18 protein-coding genes are annotated in these 20,301 nt (G+C 49.2%); 15 read left to right on the forward strand and 3 right to left on the reverse strand.

The window, feature by feature from the left end; all coding sequences use genetic code 11:
* Positions 1 to 6: 6 nt before the first annotated feature.
* The 6 genes from metX to ABJ225_RS13775 all read left to right on the forward strand — a co-directional run bounded on the left by metX (position 7) and on the right by ABJ225_RS13775 (position 7,576).
* Complete coding sequence (gene metX / locus ABJ225_RS13750; protein WP_347320805.1) at positions 7 to 1,071, forward strand: homoserine O-acetyltransferase MetX; 1,065 nt, start codon at positions 7 to 9, stop codon at positions 1,069 to 1,071.
* A gap of 109 nt (positions 1,072 to 1,180) precedes the next feature.
* Entirely contained in the window at positions 1,181 to 2,611 is a 1,431-nt protein-coding gene (locus ABJ225_RS13755; protein WP_347320806.1) for a S41 family peptidase, read from the forward strand.
* Between the two features lie 174 nt (positions 2,612 to 2,785).
* Positions 2,786 to 3,547, forward strand: a complete 762-nt coding sequence (locus ABJ225_RS13760; RefSeq protein WP_347320807.1) for a glucose 1-dehydrogenase — start codon at positions 2,786 to 2,788, stop codon at positions 3,545 to 3,547.
* 16 nt (positions 3,548 to 3,563) lie between these two features.
* Positions 3,564 to 3,770: a hypothetical protein gene (locus tag ABJ225_RS13765; RefSeq protein WP_079515491.1), complete on the forward strand. Its 207-nt coding sequence runs from the start codon at positions 3,564 to 3,566 to the stop codon at positions 3,768 to 3,770.
* The gene (locus tag ABJ225_RS13770; RefSeq protein WP_347320808.1) at positions 3,770 to 4,786 is read left to right on the forward strand and encodes an alpha/beta fold hydrolase; all 1,017 of its coding nucleotides are present in this window, start codon (positions 3,770 to 3,772) and stop codon (positions 4,784 to 4,786) included. Before ABJ225_RS13765 ends, ABJ225_RS13770 begins: the two co-directional genes overlap by 1 nt.
* Before the next feature lie 1,581 nt (positions 4,787 to 6,367).
* Positions 6,368 to 7,576 carry a PDZ domain-containing protein gene (locus ABJ225_RS13775; RefSeq protein WP_347320809.1) on the forward strand — a complete coding sequence of 403 codons (1,209 nt, stop codon included), beginning with the start codon at positions 6,368 to 6,370 and terminating at the stop codon, positions 7,574 to 7,576.
* Positions 7,577 to 7,871: 295 nt separating this feature from the next.
* Here ABJ225_RS13775 and ABJ225_RS13780 read toward each other — a convergent pair whose 3' ends face one another.
* Positions 7,872 to 8,741 (reverse strand): cation diffusion facilitator family transporter, encoded by an 870-nt coding sequence (locus tag ABJ225_RS13780; RefSeq protein ID WP_347320810.1) that lies wholly within the window; start codon positions 8,739 to 8,741, stop codon positions 7,872 to 7,874.
* Between the two features lie 509 nt (positions 8,742 to 9,250).
* Between ABJ225_RS13780 and qoxA the strand changes: the two genes are divergently transcribed.
* From qoxA to qoxD, 4 genes are read left to right on the forward strand one after another with little or no spacing between them, the layout of a single operon-like run.
* Positions 9,251 to 10,261 (forward strand): cytochrome aa3 quinol oxidase subunit II, encoded by a 1,011-nt coding sequence (gene qoxA, locus ABJ225_RS13785; protein WP_347320811.1) that lies wholly within the window; start codon positions 9,251 to 9,253, stop codon positions 10,259 to 10,261.
* Positions 10,262 to 10,277: 16 nt separating this feature from the next.
* Entirely contained in the window at positions 10,278 to 12,248 is a 1,971-nt protein-coding gene (gene qoxB / locus ABJ225_RS13790) for a cytochrome aa3 quinol oxidase subunit I (protein WP_218246431.1), read from the forward strand.
* Positions 12,249 to 12,251: 3 nt separating this feature from the next.
* Complete coding sequence (qoxC, locus tag ABJ225_RS13795; RefSeq protein WP_218246432.1) at positions 12,252 to 12,869, forward strand: cytochrome aa3 quinol oxidase subunit III; 618 nt, start codon at positions 12,252 to 12,254, stop codon at positions 12,867 to 12,869.
* Positions 12,870 to 13,169 carry a cytochrome aa3 quinol oxidase subunit IV gene (gene qoxD, locus ABJ225_RS13800; protein WP_048006664.1) on the forward strand — a complete coding sequence of 100 codons (300 nt, stop codon included), beginning with the start codon at positions 12,870 to 12,872 and terminating at the stop codon, positions 13,167 to 13,169.
* A gap of 43 nt (positions 13,170 to 13,212) precedes the next feature.
* Here qoxD and ABJ225_RS13805 read toward each other — a convergent pair whose 3' ends face one another.
* Both ABJ225_RS13805 and ABJ225_RS13810 read right to left on the reverse strand, forming a co-directional pair.
* Entirely contained in the window at positions 13,213 to 14,409 is a 1,197-nt protein-coding gene (locus tag ABJ225_RS13805; RefSeq protein ID WP_347320812.1) for an MFS transporter, read from the reverse strand.
* 5 nt (positions 14,410 to 14,414) lie between these two features.
* Positions 14,415 to 15,311: a LysR family transcriptional regulator gene (locus tag ABJ225_RS13810; protein WP_347320813.1), complete on the reverse strand. Its 897-nt coding sequence runs from the start codon at positions 15,309 to 15,311 to the stop codon at positions 14,415 to 14,417.
* A 166-nt stretch (positions 15,312 to 15,477) separates the two neighbouring features.
* Between ABJ225_RS13810 and ABJ225_RS13815 the strand changes: the two genes are divergently transcribed.
* The 5 genes from ABJ225_RS13815 (at position 15,478) to ABJ225_RS13835 (ending at position 20,298) form a co-directional block, all read left to right on the forward strand.
* Complete coding sequence (locus tag ABJ225_RS13815) at positions 15,478 to 15,717, forward strand: alpha/beta hydrolase (protein WP_347320814.1); 240 nt, start codon at positions 15,478 to 15,480, stop codon at positions 15,715 to 15,717.
* A gap of 405 nt (positions 15,718 to 16,122) precedes the next feature.
* Complete coding sequence (locus ABJ225_RS13820) at positions 16,123 to 16,572, forward strand: Lrp/AsnC family transcriptional regulator (RefSeq protein ID WP_048006668.1); 450 nt, start codon at positions 16,123 to 16,125, stop codon at positions 16,570 to 16,572.
* Positions 16,573 to 16,896: 324 nt separating this feature from the next.
* On the forward strand, positions 16,897 to 17,838 hold the full coding sequence (gene nikB / locus ABJ225_RS13825; RefSeq protein ID WP_218246435.1) for a nickel ABC transporter permease: 942 nt from the start codon (positions 16,897 to 16,899) through the stop codon (positions 17,836 to 17,838).
* A 32-nt stretch (positions 17,839 to 17,870) separates the two neighbouring features.
* On the forward strand, positions 17,871 to 18,755 hold the full coding sequence (locus tag ABJ225_RS13830) for an ABC transporter permease (RefSeq protein ID WP_056541252.1): 885 nt from the start codon (positions 17,871 to 17,873) through the stop codon (positions 18,753 to 18,755).
* 19 nt (positions 18,756 to 18,774) lie between these two features.
* Positions 18,775 to 20,298, forward strand: a complete 1,524-nt coding sequence (locus tag ABJ225_RS13835) for a glutathione ABC transporter substrate-binding protein (protein WP_218246436.1) — start codon at positions 18,775 to 18,777, stop codon at positions 20,296 to 20,298.
* The last annotated feature ends 3 nt before the right edge of the window (positions 20,299 to 20,301 follow it).

Raw genomic sequence — 20,301 nt, forward strand, 5'->3', positions numbered from 1 at the left:
GGAGGAATGAGTAGCGATACGACACCATATGAATTGAACACCGTCACCCTTCCGTCCCTTGTCCTTGAAAACGGAGAAACCCTCCGGAATGTCAGGTTGCCCTATGAACGTACCGGGAATCAATCAGGTCCCGTCATCCTTGTCTGCCATGCCCTCACCGGCACCCATATCGTGAAAGGGACGAGTGAAGATAAGGGATGGTGGGACGGCTTGATCGGTGCAGGCTCCTACATCGATACCAACCGCTACAACGTCATCGCCTTCAACGTCCTCGGAGGCTGCGAGGGGGCCACGGGTCCTGCATCAGAGGATCCCGAGACCGGCAAACGATACGGATCCCATTTCCCGGTCATCACGATCCGCGATATGGTGAATGCCCAGTACCTGGCTCTCCGGGAGCTTGCCATCAACAAGGTGGAAGCCGTTGTCGGAGGATCTCTCGGGGGAATGCAGGCCCTGGAATGGGGGATCCTGCATCCCCGCTTCATGAAAAAGATCTTCGCCCTCGCCGTCACGCCTGCACTGAACGATTACGGCCTCGCCTTTAATCATATCGGGATCACGGCCATCGAGCAGGATCCTGAATTCAACGGAGGAGACTATCCACCCGGCACAAGACTAAAGGGGCTTGAAGTGGCGCGCATGGTGGGGATGGTCACCTACCGCACGTCGGAATTGTTCGATGATCGATTCCAACGGCAGGAGAAGGAAGGCGTCTATAACGTGGAGAGCTACCTGGACTATCAGGGTGTGAAGCTTGGGCGGCGTTTTGACCCCAACAGCTATCTGACCCTCTTGAAGGCGATGAACTCTCATGACCTCCAAAGGGGGCGCGATCACGATCCCGCTGACTCCTTTTATCCGGAGCTGATTGCCATCAGCTACGAAGGAGATCTCGTGTATCCATCCGCCTCCATGGAAGCATTCGCGCGCTCCGTGCCGAAGGGAAGGCATTATTTCATCACGACGAAGTTCGGTCATGATGGATTCCTCGTTGAATTCGAGAAATGGGGAGGTCTCCTGTCTTCCCATCTTGAAGAAAACAAGCCCCTTGTTTCAAGGGTGAAATGATCATAACTTGTCCCCCGTCATCATATAGTGGAATAAGCAAAGACATCGCACCGCTGACCAGCGCGTTCTTGTGCGGTGTCTTTTTCTATGAAGAGGCGGGGGGAGACGTATGAACAGGAAGGGCCAGAAGCTCATGACCATCACACTCAGCATGCTTGTGGGGGCGGGAGCCATGTACGGGGGGCTGGAATGGACGGGCAGTCCCGATGAAACTGCGGAACTGGATCAGAGCGCGAATGATAAGCTCCATAAGGTGGAGGTCGCTTATGACCTCATCAGCGATAAATTCTTCCAGGACGTCGACAAATCGGAGCTGGTGGAAGGAGCGATCCAGGGGATGCTCGAAACGCTCGATGATCCGTATTCGGTCTATATGAATGCGGCAACGGCAGCGCAGTTCAACGACGCATTGGATTCTTCCTTCGAAGGGATCGGAGCCGAAATCACGATCCTCGACGGAAAGCTCGTGATCGTCGCACCATTTAAAAATTCACCGGCAGAAAAAGCGGGTCTCAAGCCGAATGATGAAATCATCTCCGTGAACGGAGAGAGTATCAAGGGACTCAATCTGTTTGAGTCCACCTTGAAGATTCGCGGGAAAAAAGGGACCGAAGTCAAGCTCGGCATCAAGAGGGAAGGTTTATCTGCACCTCTCTCCATCGAGGTCAAGCGGGACGACATTCCGGTTGAAACCGTTCATTCCGACGTAAAGAAAGTGGACGGCAAGGAGATGGGCTATATCCAGATTACAACGTTCTCCGAGAATACGGCAAATGACTTCAAGAAGCAGCTCAAGGAACTTGAAGGGAAGGATCTTGGCGGTCTCGTTATCGACGTCCGCGGGAATCCTGGAGGCCTGTTGTCATCCGTCAATGAAATCCTCAAGGAGTTCGTGACAAAGGATAAGCCGTTCGTCCAGATCCAGGAGCGGAGCGGTGAAGTGATGAAGAGCTTCTCCGACAAAGAGAAGAAAAAAGCCTACCCGGTGGTGGTGCTCATCGATGAAGGAAGTGCGTCCGCTTCCGAGATCCTTGCCGGTGCCCTGAAGGAAACGGAAGGCTACCCACTGATCGGCACGAAGAGCTTCGGGAAGGGAACCGTCCAGCAGGCCGTTCCGATGGGAGATGGAAGCAACATCAAGCTGACCATGTTCAAGTGGCTGACGCCGGACGGAAATTGGATCCACAAGAAAGGGATCAAACCGGATATCCCGGTGAGGCAGCCTGCCTATTTCTACGCCCATCCCCTTCAAGTGGAAGAGCCTTTGAAGGCCGAGATGAATAATGAACAGGTGAAGAATGCCCAGGAAATGCTCCAAGGCCTCGGATATGAAATCGACCGGACCGACGGGTACTACAGCAAGAAGACAGAAGCAGCCGTGAAGCAGTTCCAGAAGAAAAACGAGATGAAAACAACCGGTACCATCACGCCTGATACGGCTGAAAAACTACAGGCAGATATCTATGAAGCCGTGAAGGATGAAGAGAATGATACCCAGCTACAGGCTGCACTTGAGTATATCCAACGTTCAAATCGATAGTCAGAAGGACTGTGGGCCATGGCCTACAGTCCTTTTTTGGTGTTAAGCGCCTTTTCTTTCGCCAAAGAGGAACCGATTCTATCGATACTCACTATTATAGAGAGAGAACTAGTTTACTAGATAGATTCATGGTCTCAATACGCGTAGCCATGGATACTAGAAAGGAGCAGAATGATGTTTACATTGACAGATCAAGTGGCGATTGTCACTGGAGGCGGCAGGGGTCTCGGCCGCGAGATGGCTCTCGCTCTAGCAGAAGCAGGCGCCCATGTAGTGGTATGCTCGAGGAACCTGCCGGCCTGCGAGGCCACAGCGAAGGAAATAGAAGCCTTTGGGGTACGGTCACTCGCCGTGGCATGCGATGTGACCGATAAAGCGTCGGTCACCGCCGTGGTGGAAAAGACCTTGGAGGTCTTCGGGAAAATCGATATCCTCATCAACAACAGCGGCACATCGTGGGCGGGACCGATGGTGGATATTCCTGAGGATAAGTGGGACAAGGTCATGGAAGTGAATGTGAAAGGGGCTTTTTTATTTTCACAGGCAGTGGCGCCTTCCATGATGGCCCGTAAGGCAGGGAAAATCATCAATATCGCTTCCGTCTCGGGATTCGGGGGGACGAGCCCCCTTGTGATGGACACCCTTCCTTACAATACGAGCAAAGGCGCTGTCATGACCCTCACCAAGGATCTTGCCGTGAAGCTTGCGTATCACAATATTCAAGTGAACGCCATCGCACCGGGATTCTTCCCGACTAAGATCACCAAAGAGCTCTTCGCCAAGCAAGGCGATCAGATCCGGAAATTCATCCCGGCAAGACGATTCGGCGAAGGCGATGACCTGAGAGGCGCAGCCGTGTTTCTTTCGTCAAAGGCGTCAAACTATATGAACGGCCATATCCTCGTCGTCGACGGCGGCATCCAGGCCATGGCATAAGAAGGAGGAAAGGAAAATGGAAGCACTCTATGAGCAACTGAAGCTGACGGGAAGGGAGTGGGAATATGCCACGAATCAGCTGATCAAATCAGAACTCGATCAGCCTGCCGTAGTGGAAATGGCGAAAAACTGGATGGTCCTGGCCGACTTGATCATCACCTTCATCCGCAAGATCATCGACTGGCTCTTCCCGCAATTCGTCCGATCAGAGGGGGAACTGTAATGGAAAGGAAAACCGAGAAAGACAGATGGATGGGTTTTTTTGAAACCCTGACAAGAAGAGAAGAATGGAAACCGCATCACCCGAGGAATGCCATACAGGAAATCGGCAGGGCCACCCTGTGGCATTATCCCGCGGTAGAAAGCAACGGAGCACTCCCGATCCTGATGGTCTACTCTCACATCAATAAGCCAAGCATACTCGACCTTACGGAACAGCACAGCATGATCGGAGAGTTCCTGAGAAATGGCTATGACGTGTTCCTCCTCGACTTCGGGATACCGGATGAGCGGGACAAGGATACAGGTCTTGAATCGTATCTATTCGATTACATCGATGGAGCCGTAAAGACAGTATTGCAGCATCAACAGACCGGCCGGCTGACGCTCGCGGGCTTCTGCCTCGGCGGAACCCTGGCCGCGCTCTATGCAGCCCTTTACCCAGACCGCATCCATAACCTTCTCTTATTTGTGACCCCCATCGATTTCAACCAACTGCCTGATTTCCGGGAGTGGATCAAAGCCATCCAATCGGGAGCTATTGACCCAGCTGTCATTGCACCGGCCACGGGTATCATCCCCGCCGAACAGATCCGCTACGGAATGCGCCTCATTACGGCACCCGTCTATTATTCCCCGTATCTTTCCCTCCTCCACCGCGCACACAACCCTGCCTACACGGAGCATTGGTACCGATTCAATCAGTGGACCAATGACCACATCCCGATGACGGGCGCATTCCTACGGGATCTGCTTCACTATTTCATTAAGGAGAATGCGGTGATGAACGGGGGCATGACCCTCGGGGGAAGGGAAATCAATCCTGCGAAGATTCAATCGAATCTATATATGGTTTGTTCAAAATTTGATCAGATGGTACCGGCTGCGATCAGTTATCCGCTGATGGAGCTAGTTGCAAGTCAGGAGAAACAGTTCATCGAGGTTCCAGGAGGGCATGCGAGCCTTATCAAAGATGGGGTTTCTTCCCGACTTATGGACTGGTTGAGAGAGCATTCGTAGAAAGGAGGTGCAATATGTATCCGTATGAGTATTTAGGGTTTGGTTATTTTGTGTTCAGGGAGACTGTGAAGAGTATTTGGTATTGATGGTGATTTTGAATGATTGGAATGGTATCCTACCTTTCCAATGTAGGAGCTTGCTTTCCGCTAGGGGGAGGCAAGCTCTTTTTCGCTTATGTACTCTGTGGTGATGGATCCCTCTTTATAGTGGAGAGATGGAAAAGAGACCGTTCCTTTACGCTGCAGGTGCTTGCTTTCCAGTGGGGAGGGAGATGAGCCTCCTCGTGCCTGCGGGGTCTCACCACCCTCCTTTTCCACAGGAGTCAAGCGCTTTCCGCTTCAATGCACTCTGTGGTTTTGGATGGGGCAGCAAAGGTTTATCCCTCAGAATGAGTAATGGATTCCTGTGGATAGTAGTGAGAGATGGGAAAGAGATCCTTTACGCTGCAGGCGCTTGCTTTCCAGTGGGGAGGGAGTTGAGCCTCCTCGTGCCTGCGGGGTCTCGCCCCCCTCCTATTCCACAGGAGTCAAGCGCCTTCCGCTTCAATGCACTCTGTGGTTTTGGATGGGGCAGCAAAGGTTTATCCCTCAGAATGAGTAATGGATTCCTGTGGATAGTGGTGAGAGATGGAAAATAGACCGTTCCTTTACGCTGCAGGCGCTTGCTTTCCAGTGGGGAGGGAGTTGAGCCTCCTCGTGCCTGCGGGGTCTCACCACCCTCCTATTCCACAGGAGTCAAGCGCCTTCCGCTTCAATCCACTCTGTGGTTTATAAATAGGGGAGTGATGGTTCATATACTAGTAAGTGGGGGCATCACTACATGAACTAAGCTACCATTAGAAGACTAAATTAGGTGGGGTCCAGAACAAATGAAGATTGACCTTACCATGAATCAACCACCCACTGTCACATCCATTCTCATAGCCCTATTCCACATCACAGAGTGAAGTGAAGCGAAGGGAGTCCGACTCCAACGGGAATAGCGAGCAGGGTGAGACCCCGCAAGAATGAGGAGGCTCACCGGGAGCCCCGTGGAAAGCGGGCTCCCGCAGCGAAACGGAACGCTCTTCATAGGAAATAATGATTAATGAAGGACTAGCCACCAGTCATAAATGGGATGTAGAACCGCCTCCAAAAGCATTGATTTCTCAAAACTAAATTAAACTTGCTATGAAACAGTTGTTAATGCACACCAGCTTACCTTTGGAAGAGAACCATCTGAATCCAACAACCAGTGACATATTCATTCCATAGCCCTTTCCCACATCACAGAGTGAAGTGAAGCGAAGGGAGCCCGACTCCAACGGGAAATAGCGAGCAGGGTGAGACCCCGCAAGAATGAGGAGGCTCACCGGGAGCCCCGTGGAAAGCGGGCACCCGCAGCGAAACGAAACGCTCTGCATTAGAAAAAAATAATCAATGGAAAACTCTCAACACGCCTCCAAAAGAACGGCAACCCCGTTCTTTCTACATACCTCCCCATCATTTCCCGGGGAATGGTGTCGAAAACAAAGGCACAATCCCACAAAGTTGCAATAGGCTTTACTAGGGGAATTTGATAGAATGAAACATAGATACACACATGAAAGGTGGTGACGTTTCGTTGCTGGAAACCTGGTTACTAGAAATCGCAAAAAGCCTCGGGAAATTCGTCTTGAACCCATTATTTCCCCTCTCGCTCCTATTCGCCATCCTGGTTGGATACTTCAGGGTGAAGCGTGAAAGAAGCGATTTCCATACAAGACTGCTCGACGGCTACAACGATCTGAGGGTTCTCTTATCCTACGGACTTGTACTCGGCCTTGCCTTTTCCATCGTGACCCTGGCCGTCGGATTGACCGTGCCGGTCATCTCACTCGTCCTCATCGGAGCCGTCACGATCCTGTTTGCCCTTACAGGTCGTTTTCAACTGCTCTCAGCAGGCATCACGGTCGGTTTCTCCTACCTGCTCCTATGGGCATGGGACTTTTCCGGCTTGAATATTCCGTACATACCTGAACTGGAAAACGGTAATCTTTTAGGGTTCCTTCCTTTACTGGCGGGGCTTCTCCTCATGATTGAGGGAATCCTCATTAGGTTGTCGGGCTGGAAGGGTACCTCGCCGAAGTGGATTAAAAGTCCGCGGGGAATGAAGGTTGGCGCTCTTCAGAGCAAGAAGCTTTGGCTGGTACCGATGATCCTTTTCGTTCCGGAAGGAAGTCTGCCGCCGATCTTTGACTGGTGGCCGGTCATATCACTCGGGACGACGGATCTGGCCCTTGTGTGCGTTCCGTTCCTGCTTGGTTTCAGCCTTCTCGTGCGGAGCGCGCTGCCGGCAATCGTCGTAAGACCGGTGGGAGGCAATGTATTCTGGTTCGGTGCCTTCATCACAACGGTTGCGGCCGCAGGCTATTGGGTGACAGAGGCGTCAATCGCTGCCGGCGCCCTGGCAGTGCTCGGTCGCATCTGGATGGCGGTCAGCACGTCGAAAAAAGAAGCAGAAAAGCCGTACTACTTCAAACGTCAGCCTGCCGGACTCATGATTCTCGGTATCATCCCCGGTTCACCAGCTGAAACCCTTTCGTTGAGAGTAGGAGAGATCATCCTGAAGGTAAATGGGAATGAGATTTCCAATGAAAGGGAATTTTATGAAGCTCTGCAGAAGAACGGTGCCTACTGCAAGCTTGAGGTCGTCGGGACAAATGGTGAAAATCGTTTCACCCAGGGTGCCCTGTATGAAGGGGATCATCATGAACTCGGTCTGTTATTTACGTATCAGGATGAACGGTGGGAAACTCACCAAGTGTCCTAAAAAGAAAGAACTTAGTCATAGGAAAACCCGAATTTATTTGTCTACAATAAGGCAAATGAATTCGGGTTTTTAATTTGTTTCATGACGATTTCATTGTCTCTAGCAGTTGATTGGAGTGCAAGACGAAGACTCCAGCGGGAAGAGTAGCTGATGTGAGACCTCGCAGGCTTGCCGAGGAGGCTCACGGGCTACCCGCGGAAAGCATGGAAATCATGAGCGGTATAAAAAACGTACATGAAGCGTGTTCGTTATGAAATGATCCCTTTTTAGTTTTAACTCCACCACTTTTGGTTGATCACGATTTCCGCTTGCTCTCCGGTTCTGGGTGGATCAGGACGTGGGCATGGGGGAAATGCTTCATGATCATCTCTTCCATGCGGTCGCAGAGACGGTGCGTCTTCTCGATGCTGTCGGTCGACTCCACCACCAGATGAAAGTCGATGTATTCATGGGCACCAGAACGCCTTGTGCGCAGGTCATGGACCTCGATGTATTCATCATGGAAGCTTTGGATCATCGACATGATCTCTGCCTCCTCTTCCTTTGTCAGACTGGCATCAATGAGGGGAGGGAAGGCTTCTTTCATCAGTTTGACGGCTTCGATCATGATGTAGATGGCCAGTGCAATCCCAATGATCGGATCAAGGAAGTGCCAGCCGGTCAGGGTCACGAGAAGAAGGCTTCCTGCAACCCCGAGGGATGTGTACACATCGGTAAGGAGATGGAAGGCGTTCGATTTCATGGCCACGGAATGGACGCGGTCGGCTTCTTTGCTGACGATGCGGGATACAATGAAGTTAATGATTGCACCGATGATCATGACGGAGATACCAAGGATCGGGAGTTTGATCGGTTCCGGATGGATCAGCTTGTGGATACACTCGTAGATGATCCAGAAACCGGCCACGAAGATGAGAAGGGTCTCGATCGTCCCGGATATATTCTCCACTTTCCCGTGTCCGTATGGATGCTCGGGGTCAGCAGGCTTACCGGATACCCTGACGGAAATGAAGGCGATCAGGGAAGCCATGAGATCAAGAGACGAGTGGATAGCTTCAGACAGGACGGCTACAGACCCTGTAATGAGTCCGATCACGATTTTCAGGATGACGACGAACGAGTTGCTGATTACGGATAAAAAGGCAATTTTAGGTGTGCTATTCATTATGACAGGTCTCCTTCACGGAAGGTCGGGATGTTATTTAAGTATAATATGTAAGGTGATCCCCTATGTAAAAGAATGTGCAAAGCACCTGCAAAATATACATGAAATCCATCAATATCAATGGCCGGGAACGAAGCTGGTCAGTAAGGATTTCCATGCAGAACTGAATAATGACTATGTTCCGAAAATTTCAAGTACGCATTTGGAAAGGTTTATTTGTTTAAATAGACTTGTGAATAGTTTAGAATGAAAGAATTGAGGTTATGTAACAGGTATGACCTCACCGCTAGTCTATCTATCTTCTTGGAAGATCATCCATGGTGGGCTATATTTTTGTGCTTAGAGAAATTTTTTCCACGAATGTTACTGATATGTGAAAAAAATTTGTCTAAATTTCGAAAATCTACTCAAATCGACATGAAATGATCGTTAACGTATTTCGTTTTTCCGAGAATTTGATAGTATATGTCTAGTCGATATAAATCTTATATAAAGGAAGGTGATTATACATGTTTAATAAATTCAAACCTTTTCTGATCATATTGATTAGTTTGATTTCCCTATTCGTCATCGTTATCCTTGGAGCCGGGACGGATATGATCATCCTGAATCCTAAAGGACCTGTCGGGGAAATTCAAAAGGATTTAATCATGCTATCAATCTACTATATGCTTGCAATCATGATTGTTGTATTATCTTTCTTTACCTTTATCGTCATTAAGTATCGTAAGGGTAAAAACGGTGATTATCAGCCGAACATGCACGGTAGCAATAAGCTCGAAATCATCTGGACGCTTATTCCTGTTGCTATCGTCATCGCATTGAGCATCCCGAATACACAGGCGCTCTATGAATTGAAAGAGGCTCCTAAAGCCACCGCACATAAAGAACCTATCGTCATTCATGCAACAGCCGTCGATTGGAAATGGGTCTTCTCTTATCCTGAAGAAAACGTCGAGACTGTCAACTATGTCAACGTTCCTACAGGTCATCCGGTCCTTTTCAAAATCAGTGCTGCTGATTCAATGGCGTCTTTCTGGGTTCCTGAACTTGGCGGTCAGATCTACGGCATGCCGGGGATGATGAATGAAATGTATCTCCAAGCTGACCACGACGGTGTCTATGACGGCCGTAACTCCAACTTCACAGGTAAAGGGATGGCACAGCAGAAGTTCGACTTCGTTGCCATGAGTGAAGACGAGTATAAAGAATGGGTTAAAGACTCGCAAGAAAATGAACCGAAGCTGACGAAAGAAATGTACGATAAACTCCTTCTTCCTGGTTCATCAGATAAAATGACGTTCTCTTCTACTCACCTTGAGTATGTTGATCACGGAAAAATGGGTAGTGCAAACTATGCCATGGAAGTACGAGAAAAGTATGGTGTGAAAGAACCGAGCAAACATGGTGAATCCGATGAAGAAATGGATCACGACATGGATCATGACATGGACCACAGTGACATGGATCACAGCGACATGGACATGGACAGCTCAGACTCTCACGAGCATGCACATTAAGAAGGGAGGAATCTAGGTGTTTGACTTTATTAAGGATAATTTGATTTTAAACGATCCCCTCATCCTTGGGGCGAACGTATCCATAGCATTTACAGTCGTCGCCGTTGTAGCCGTCCTTACCTATTTCAAAAAATGGAAATGGCTTTGGACCGAGTGGATCACAAGTGTCGATCATAAAAAAATCGGTATCATGTATATTATCGCAGCACTTCTAATGTTATTCCGCGGAGGGGTCGATGCGTTGTTGATGAGGGCTCAATTGACAGTCCCAGACAACGATTTCCTATCTTCTCAGCATTACAATGAAATCTTCACTACGCACGGTACGATCATGATCCTCTTCATGGCGATGCCGTTTTTGATTGGTTTGATGAACGTTGCCGTACCGCTTCAAATCGGGGCGCGTGACGTTGCATTCCCTTATTTGAACAACTTGAGTTTCTGGGCATTCATGATTGGTGCCATGATCTTCAATATCTCCTTCGTATTCGGTGGTTCACCGGATGCAGGTTGGACAAACTATGCACCGCTGGCCGTCGAAGGTAGCTCCGGGCCAGGAATCAACTACTACCTGATGGGACTACAGATATCAGGTATCGGTACGCTGATGACGGGGATCAACTTCGTTGTGACCATCATCAAGATGCGTGCACCTGGCATGACGCTTCTTCGCATGCCGATGTTCACTTGGACAACGCTCATCACAGCTTTCATCATCGTGTTTGCATTCCCGATCTTGACTGTGACGCTTGCCCTTATGACATTTGACCGTCTATTCGGTTCCCATTTCTTCACCTTGGCTGCTGGAGGGAACTCCATGCTTTGGGCCAACTTGTTCTGGCTATGGGGACATCCGGAAGTATACATCGTCGTCTTACCGGCGTTCGGTATCTTCTCGGAAATCATTGCAACATTCTCAAGAAAAACGCTATTTGGTTACAAATCCATGATCATCTCCCTAGTGGCGATCTCAGGTTTGTCATTCGTCGTTTGGGTCCATCACTTCTTCACAATGGGTGGAACTGCCGCAGTAAACAGCGTCTTCTCCATTACGACAATGGCCATCGCGATCCCGACGGGAATCAAGATATTCAACTGGCTTGGTACGCTCTATAAGGGCCGGATCGAGGTTACGACCCCGATGCTCTGGTCTCTCGCGTTCATTCCGACGTTCCTGATCGGTGGGGTTACCGGGGTTATGCTTGGTATGGCCGCAGCCGATTTCCAATATCACAATAACTATTTCCTAGTGGCTCACTTCCACTACACATTGATTGCCGGTGTTGTGTTCGCCTGCTTCGCGGGTCTCATCTACTGGTATCCAAAAATGTTTGGTCTCAAGATGAACGAGCGCATCGGAAAATGGGCGTTCTGGTTCTTCACCATCGGTTTCAACGTATGTTTCCTACCGCAATTCATCCTTGGATTCGCCGGTATGCCACGTCGTGTGTACACATACGGAGCTGAAGACGGTTGGACAGCCCTGAACGTTGTATCCACAATCGGTGGATTCGCAATGGGTGTAGCATTCTTGATCTTCGTATACAACGTATACTACAGCTATCGCTTTGAAAAACGTGAGACGACTGGTGATGCTTGGGGTGGCCGTACTCTTGAGTGGGCTACAACAACAGCAATCCCACCTCACTACAACTTCTCTAAACTTCCTGAAGTTACTGGTGTTGATACGTTCTGGTACTCTAAACAAGACGGTCACGCACTCAAGATCGATGAGAAGCCTGAAGTTGAATACAAGCCGATACACATGCCTAGCAACTCGGGTACACCTTTCATCATGAGCATCTTCTTCTTCATCGCAGGATTCGGTCTTGTCTTTGAAATCTGGTGGATGGCTATTCTCGGCGGTATCGGTACCGTTGGATGCATGGCTTACCGTTCACTGACTTCAAGCAAGCAGGATGAAGGGTACTATGTAACGGTGGAAGAAATCAAAGAACTTGAAAATCCGACGAATAGGGAGGCGTGATGTATGGCACATAATACAAATGTAGATCCAAACACGCCGTTAGAATATCAATCCGAAACAGGTAAACTGAATATCTTCGGATTCTGGGTTTTCCTTGGTGCGGAGATGGCGTTGTTCGCAACGATCTTCGCCACATTCTTTGCCCTTAAGGATCACGGCGTCATGGCGGGAGGACCCCTCCCAAGTGATCTATTCGAACTGAAAAACACACTCATTATGACTTTACTGCTACTTTTCAGTAGTTTTACATCCGGTTTATCCATCAATGAGCTTAGAAGAAGAAACGTGAAGGCCATGATCTTCTGGATCGCCGTCACATTGCTATTCGGTCTTGGTTTCCTTTATATGGAGGTCACTGAGTTCATCCACCTTGTTCATGAAGGTGCTGCACTCGGAACGAACGCATACTGGTCTTCCTTCTACTTGTTGACCGGAACGCATGGTCTCCATGTATCTTTAGGTATTCTATGGATCATACTTGTGGTTATCCAAGTGATGAAGAACGGGTTGAACCCGGACAATGCCAAGAAGATCTTCATCTCAAGTCTATACTGGCATTTCCTTGACTTCGTCTGGATCTTCGTATTCACAAGTGTGTATCTGTTAGGGATGGTGGGCTAAATGGAACATAACACAGCGAATCACAGTAAATTTCCTTGGACACAGGTGGTAGGGTTCATCCTATCCATCGCGTTGACCTTTTTAGCCATCTGGTTCGGTTTATACGCAGGTCTAGCATACAATGTCATGGTTCCCCTCGTATTCGTCCTTGCATTCATTCAAGCAGCGATCCAGCTGTTCATGTTCATGCACGTGACCGAAGGAGAAGGTAAATGGCAGGTCGGAAAGATGATTTCCGCCACGGTGATCGTACTCATCATCGTTCTTGGAACGATCTGGGTCATGGTCAGCATGCACTGATTGCAAAAACAAAAACATCCCGCGGGGCTCCGCGGGATGTTTTTTAGTTTGTTTCCTGTAGATTTCCTCGTTCGTTCAGGGATAGGGCCAGTACGACCGAAATGGCTCCGAGGATCACGATCATCCCCACGATCCCTGCCCAACCGGAATCGTGGTAGAAGGAACCGCTGATGGTGCCTCCGATGCTCGATCCTGCATAATACCCGAACAGATACAAAGAGGACGCCTGAGCTTTATCGTGTGTGGCGAGGAGCCCCACCCAGCTGCTTGTAATGGAATGGGCGGCAAAGAAGCCGAATGTGAAAATGGCAATCCCGATGATCTTGATCCAGAGGGCAGGATGGAGGGTGCAAACTGTGCCGGCGAGAAAAATGAACAAACAGAGAAGTAGGATCTTCTTTTTCCCTACCTGGTCTGCAAGCATCCCCATCCAGGTGGAGCTGAATGTGCCGACAATATAGACGATGAAGATGAAGCCCACTAGCGTCTGGCTAAGGGAGTACGGAGGGGCGATCAATTCAAACCCGATATAGTTATAAAGGGACACAAACCCGCTCATCAGCAGGAATCCGATCAGGAACAGATACACAAGCCCCCTTACCTTCAGATGACTTCCCATGGAGCGAATAAGGGGAAGCAGACTGAACGATTTCGCTTCAAAATGCCTGGAAGGCGGTAAAAGGAAGAGAAAGGCGAAACTCGCCAGGAGGCTTAAGGCACCGACACCTGCCAAAGCGACATGCCAGCTGAAGTAGTCCGTCAAGATCCCGCTGAGGATCCTTCCCGTCATCCCACCGATGGAGTTCCCGCTGATGTAGAGCCCCATGGCCATCCCGAGGCTCTTGAACTCGATCTCCTCCCCGAGATAGGCCATGGCGACAGCGGGTAGCCCCGCAAGAGTCAGCCCTTGAAGAGCACGAGACAAAACGAGCAGTTCAAAGCTTGATGAAAGTCCTGTGAAAAGGGCGATGACAGAGGATATGAAGAGAGAAAAGGCCATGATCGATTTGCGGCCGAATACCTCAGAGAGTGATCCTGCAATCAAGAGTCCCACCGCCAAGGCGATCGTTGCCGATGATTGGGTCAAGCTTGCCATGGCAGGTGAGACGTGAAATTCTGCCGCGATCTCAGGCAGGAGGGGCTGGGTTCCCCACAGGATAGCGAACGTACTGAAGCCTCCGGCGAAGAGGGCGAGATTGGCCCGCTTGAAAGCCAGGGTATTCCGTTGTAAATAGCTCATGGCTGTCATTCCTTTTGATTCTGTTTTTCAGTTATGAAGGTTTGGACGAAAGTGATGAATTTCCTCACAACTGGGGATTGATAGGTATTTTTTAAACTGGCCAGTCCAAGTTCCCGTGCGCATACCGGAGAGGAGACGGGTACCAATGTGACTTTTTCCCGGTCCAGAAGCTTCAGATCCGGGACGAGGGACACGCCAAGGCGTGCACCGGCGAGTCCGGCCACCGTCCCGATGTCTTCCCCTTCGAAAACGACATTCGGGGTGAATCCGGCAGATACGCACAGCTCATGGATGATGGTACCGAGCTCATTGGCTTCTTTGAAAGAAATAAAAGGCTCATCTTTGACCATGTCCAACTCCACCTTTTCCATAGAGGCGAGAGGATGATCATTGGCTACGACGAGAAAAAGTTCTTCGGTTACGAGAGGGAAGCATAGCATGTCTTCATCTTCTTGATAGTAGGAAATCAGGGCGAGATCTGCCTGACGCTCCTTGAGCTGATGGATGATCTGCCGATTGGACGATTGGGCAAGCTGGAATTTCACATGGGGGTGTTCTTTCTGATAGGCACTCACCATTTCGGGGATCACGCTTGCGCCTAGGGAAGGCAGGAATGAAAGGGAAATCGTCCCGTGATCTGGATGGGTTTCCCGCCATATTTCCCTCTTCCCTTCTTCAATCTGCATGATGGATTCTTCCACGCGCCTTAAGAACATCTTCCCGTATCGGTTCAGATAAATCCGCCGTCCTTTACGGTCGAACAAGGGGACGCCCAGTTCGTCTTCGAGTTTCGCGATCGAGCGGCTAAGGGCAGGTTGTGAAATTGCGAGCTCCTTAGCGGCCTTTGTGATGTGCTGTATCGTTGCAACCGTTCTAAAATAATTGATCTGATGCCAATCCACGCCGAGACCTCTCTTTAATAAAATGTTTTTAATTCCATCATACACCTGATTGACAATGACTTCTAATGGTTGTTATGCATGAAATCGATGTCTGTCAGGCATTATTCAGACGGATGCTTTTCACCTATAATGAAATCATCTAAAAGAGAAAGCGGGGAATGGCGAAATGAAAGTGGTGGCGCCAAAACCATTTACATATAAAGAAGGGGATCGGGCCCTCATCTTGCAAGGAGCCAAGGATGCTGCTCTCTATAAAGAAAGTGCCTTCCGGATCCATGATGAGATCCTCAGTGAAGAGAAGGAATTGAAATGGTACAGAGAATCAGGTCATATCATTACCCTGGATCAAGAGCGACAGCAAGTGTATGAAGATGTGAAGGCCTTTTTACTGAAATTGGACTGGTAGTGGAACAAGGCTGGGACAAATGTGTTTTAGTCATGGGAAAACCCGAATTCATTTGCCTAGGATCAGGCAAGATAGTTCGGGTTTTTTATTTATGAGCATCTTGATGTCATTTTTCCAGCGGTTGATTGGAGTGCAAGACGAAGACTCCAGCGGGAAGAGTAGCTGATGTGAGACCCCGCAGGCGTTCCGAGGAGGCTCACGGGCTATCCGCGGAAAGCGAAGTCTTGCACGGAAATCATAAGGACTTATATTGATATTGGTCGTCATTACTTGATCTCGTTTTTGATTTGACTCAACCTTTTTTTACGATGTTTTATTGGAAGATTCTGATAAAATACTTGCACAAGACTAGTTTATCGATATAATAGTGATACGATTGAGGGTCAGAAACTGAGAGGTGTTGGAATGAAAATAGATGAGACAGATCGAAAAATACTGCAGCTCCTGACAGAAGACGGGAGGTTGTCCTATGCCGATATAGGAAAGTCACTCGGACTTTCCAGGGTGACGGTGAGGGAAAGGGTTCATCAACTGAAGGATAACGGCGTGATCGAGCGCTTCAGCGTTGTCATCAATTCGGAGAAAGTGGGGAAGCGGGTTTCGGCCTTCTTCGAGGTGGACTGCGAGCCTGCGTTCCTCGTGGAAGTGGCTCAGAATCTGGCTGACAACCCCACGGTGGCGAGCTGCTATCAGATGACCGGCCCCAGTACCCTACATATGCACGTATTGGTGGAGGACTTCGCGGCCCTTGAACAATTCATCAACAATGAACTGTATTCTTTGGAGGGCATCACACGGGTGGAGAGTCACATCCTTCTCCGGAGATTTAAAAGCCGCAGCGGTTTGAAACTATAAGGAACAGGAAGAATCCAACGATGGTTGGGTTCTTTTTTTATGGGTGCGACTAAATATGCATATGGTGACATTTTTATGCGCCGATAGTCATGGAGGAGTTGTGGAAAAGCACACTCTCTATTCTTTATATACCAGTGAAAACGCTAACAATTAGTGAATATTCATAATAAATTTATTTTTTAGAAAAATGTATAGATTTTTCTTTCGGCATTCGATATAATCGAATTTATCGTAATTACGGTTACGTTTGTTAGGTTAAATAAATATTTTACCTAACAAACGAAATGCTTATATTCTCTATTTCATAAAGGGGGAAGGGTCCACGTGGCTGCAATGATTGGACGAAGATTTTTAGAACTCCTGCTGTTACTGGTGGGTATTTCATTTTTGGTATTTGGTAGCATGCACCTGGCACCTGGTGATCCGGCATCGATCATCGGAGGACCGACGGCAACGAAGTCGGATATCGCTGCCATCCGGGATAGCCTGGGATTGAATGACCCATTCCTGGTGCAGTATTGGGACTATATGAAGAATATTTTCCAAGGGGACTTCGGGTATTCCTATCAGACGAAGCAATCCGTTTCAGAAGCTCTCGCTGTCCGGTTCCCCAATACGCTGAACTTGGCAGTGGCCAGTATGATCGTGGCTGTGATCATCGGATTGGGTGCGGGAATCATATCGGCACTGAAACAAAATTCCTGGTTGGATGTTTCGAGTACAGTGGTTGCACTCGCAGGGATCTCGATCCCGAACTTCTGGCTCGGTGCACTCCTCATCCTCGTCTTCGGGGTGAACCTGCAAATCCTGCCGGTGGGAGGACTGGACGCCCCTTTCTGGACGGCCGAAGGGTTTAAACAATTGATCCTCCCGGCCATCACGCTTGGGACAGGATCAGCTGCCATGATTGCCCGAATGAGTCGATCCTCCATGCTTGAGGTCATCCGGGCCGATTATATCAGGACCGCAAGAGCGAAGGGGATGAAAGAAAAGACGATCGTCTGGATCCATGCATTGAAAAACTCCATGATCCCGGTTATCACGGTCATCGGATTGAACTTTGGTTTCCTTCTTGGCGGAACCATCATCACGGAGCAGGTATTCGCCATCAACGGCGTCGGCCGCTTGATGATCGATGCCATCGCCGCAAGAGATTTCCCAATGGTACAGGGATCGGTACTCCTGGTCGCAACGCTGTTTGTTCTCGTTAATCTGATCGTCGATATCATCTACGTCTTTGTTGATCCTAGGATCAGTTACGACTAATAGAGGGGGAGAAGCAATTGAGTGCAGAAGCTGTGGCTGCTACAACAGCCATCCAGACGAAAAAGAAAAAAGACCGTACGTTTGTCACCACCATGAAACGATTGCTGAAGAATAAGCTGGCCATCATCGGCCTCATCATCATCCTGCTTCAAGTGATCATGGCCATTGCCGCACCAGTCATCACGATACATAGTCCGTTCAAGCAGAATCTGGCACAAAGCGAGCTGCCCCTCTTCTCGGAAGGTCATTTCCTCGGGACCGATAACTTCGGACGCGACCTGTGGAGCAGGATCGTTTACGGGGCAAGGATTTCCCTATTGGTAGGGATTACAGCAGTCGGCCTTGGATTGGCTGGAGGGGTGACCCTTGGGTTACTCGCAGGTTACTATAAGAGGCTTGATGGTATCATCATGCGGATTGTCGACCTTCTATTCGCATTCCCGGGGATCCTGTTGGCCATGCTGATCATCGCCGTTCTTGGCACAAGCCTTGTGAATGTGGCCATCGCCATCTCGATCTGGTCGATCCCGACGTGTGCGCGGATCGTCAGGGGATCGGTCTTAACCGTGAAAAAGCAGGAGTATGTGCAAGCGATGAAATCCCTCGGTGCGAGTGATTTCCGGATCCTTGTAAAGCACATCCTGCCCAATTGCTCGGCACCGATCATCGTATTTGCCACGATGAGGATGGCGACGGCTATCCTTTCCACCGCTTCCCTCAGCTATCTCGGCCTCGGGGCTCAGCCTCCGACACCGGAGTGGGGAGCAATGATCTCACAAGGGCAGGACTTCATGTGGACATCACCTCATATGACAATCGTGCCAGGTATCGCCATCATGCTGATCGTATTTGCTTTCAATGTTGTCGGGGACGGCCTTCGGGATGCCCTCGATCCGAATATGAACTTGAACCAATAATAAGAGGAGGAATGAAGAGATGAAGAAATGGTTGGTACTAGTAGTCGCAATCGTAATGATGGTAACCGCTGCCTGTAGCGGGGGCGGACAGAAGAAGAGCGGGGGAAGCGCAGCTCAGGAGTTGACCTATGCAACAACATCCGATGCCGTAGGACTCTCCCCGATCATGACGAATGATTCCGTATCGGCAAATGTCATCGATCAAGTGTATGAGACATTGTTCGAACGTAACATCAAGACAAATGAAATTGAACCACTTCTCGCAGAATCATATGAAACGCCTGATGATCAGACGTGGGTCATCAAATTGAAGAAAGACATCAAGTTCCAGGACGGTACGGACTTTAATGCTGAAGCCGTCAAATATACATTTGATAAATTCAGAGATCCGAAGACAGCTGCGCCACGGGCTTCACTTTTAGAGCCGATCGAGTCAGTGAATGTGGTCGATGACTACACTGTGGAGATCAAGACCAAGTATCCGTATGGACCCCTTCTTGCGGCGTTGAGCCACTCGAACGCAGCCATTGTCAGCCCTAAAGCGGATCAATCCCAGGATCTCATGAAAGAGCCTGTCGGAACCGGTCCATTCAAATTCGTGAGCTGGACGCCTGGTGATCAGATCGTTCTTGAGAAAAACAAAGACTACTGGAGAGACCCTGCCAAACTCGATAAAGTAACCTACAAGGTCGTTCCGGAAGTATCCACGGCGATCTCCATGCTTCAAACAGGAAAGGTTCAATTCCTTGATGCCCTTCCGACTGAACAGGTCAAACGGATCGAAGCGCTGAAGAACGTCAATGTTTCCAAGGAAGAAGGGACTCCAGTGTCGTATCTTGGCTTCAATATGAGTAAAGAGCCGATGAATAATCCTGAATTCCGTCAAGCAGTGGCATATGCCCTTGACCGTGCATCATACGTGAAGAAAATGAACGGCCTTGGTGTTGAAGGCAACAGTCTCATCGGTCCGAAAGTATTCGGATACGACGCCTCTGCAGATGATGCAGGATATGCCTATGATCCTGAGAAGGCAAAAGAAATGGTGAAGAAAAACGACTTTGGAAGCAAAGCACTCACCATCCTGACGCCGAATCGTGATAACTATATGCTCATGGCTGAAATCGCCCAGTCACAGCTTCAGGATGCAGGTTTCAACGTGAAGATTGAATCCATGGAATGGGGAACATTCCTCGATACGGTACGCGATGGCAAGTACGATATCACATTCCTAGGATGGGCGAACTCGACCTCTGATGGTAGTGAGCTTCTTTACCCGAACTTCCATTCAGACAATATCGGATCATCCAACCGCGTTCAGTATAACAACCCGGACTTCGACAAGCTTGTGGACGAATCACGTGAGAATATCGACGAAGATGTCCGTGCGAAGAAGCTTGATGAAGCCAATAAGCTAATCGTGAAAGATGCCCCGATCGTCGTTATGAACCACGGTGTGAATACATCCGCAACCGATAAGAGCGTCAAAGGCTTGAAGCTCGATCCGACAGGTTCTTGGAAACTCTATAACGTTTACAGAGAGTAGGGA

The organism is Rossellomorea sp. RS05 (assembly GCF_039822645.1).
GTDB classification, from domain to species: domain Bacteria; phylum Bacillota; class Bacilli; order Bacillales; family Bacillaceae_B; genus Rossellomorea; species Rossellomorea marisflavi_B.

Coding starts and splice junctions, on each gene's coding strand:
- metX (WP_347320805.1), top strand. CDS start 7: ATGAGTAGCGATACGACACCATATGAATTGAACACCGTCACCCTTCCG.
- ABJ225_RS13755 (WP_347320806.1), top strand. CDS start 1,181: ATGAACAGGAAGGGCCAGAAGCTCATGACCATCACACTCAGCATGCTT.
- ABJ225_RS13760 (WP_347320807.1), top strand. CDS start 2,786: ATGTTTACATTGACAGATCAAGTGGCGATTGTCACTGGAGGCGGCAGG.
- ABJ225_RS13765 (WP_079515491.1), top strand. CDS start 3,564: ATGGAAGCACTCTATGAGCAACTGAAGCTGACGGGAAGGGAGTGGGAA.
- ABJ225_RS13770 (WP_347320808.1), top strand. CDS start 3,770: ATGGAAAGGAAAACCGAGAAAGACAGATGGATGGGTTTTTTTGAAACC.
- ABJ225_RS13775 (WP_347320809.1), top strand. CDS start 6,368: ATGAAAGGTGGTGACGTTTCGTTGCTGGAAACCTGGTTACTAGAAATC.
- ABJ225_RS13780 (WP_347320810.1), bottom strand. CDS start 8,741: ATGAATAGCACACCTAAAATTGCCTTTTTATCCGTAATCAGCAACTCG.
- qoxA (WP_347320811.1), top strand. CDS start 9,251: ATGTTTAATAAATTCAAACCTTTTCTGATCATATTGATTAGTTTGATT.
- qoxC (WP_218246432.1), top strand. CDS start 12,252: ATGGCACATAATACAAATGTAGATCCAAACACGCCGTTAGAATATCAA.
- qoxD (WP_048006664.1), top strand. CDS start 12,870: ATGGAACATAACACAGCGAATCACAGTAAATTTCCTTGGACACAGGTG.
- ABJ225_RS13805 (WP_347320812.1), bottom strand. CDS start 14,409: ATGAGCTATTTACAACGGAATACCCTGGCTTTCAAGCGGGCCAATCTC.
- ABJ225_RS13815 (WP_347320814.1), top strand. CDS start 15,478: ATGAAAGTGGTGGCGCCAAAACCATTTACATATAAAGAAGGGGATCGG.
- ABJ225_RS13820 (WP_048006668.1), top strand. CDS start 16,123: ATGAAAATAGATGAGACAGATCGAAAAATACTGCAGCTCCTGACAGAA.
- ABJ225_RS13835 (WP_218246436.1), top strand. CDS start 18,775: ATGAAGAAATGGTTGGTACTAGTAGTCGCAATCGTAATGATGGTAACC.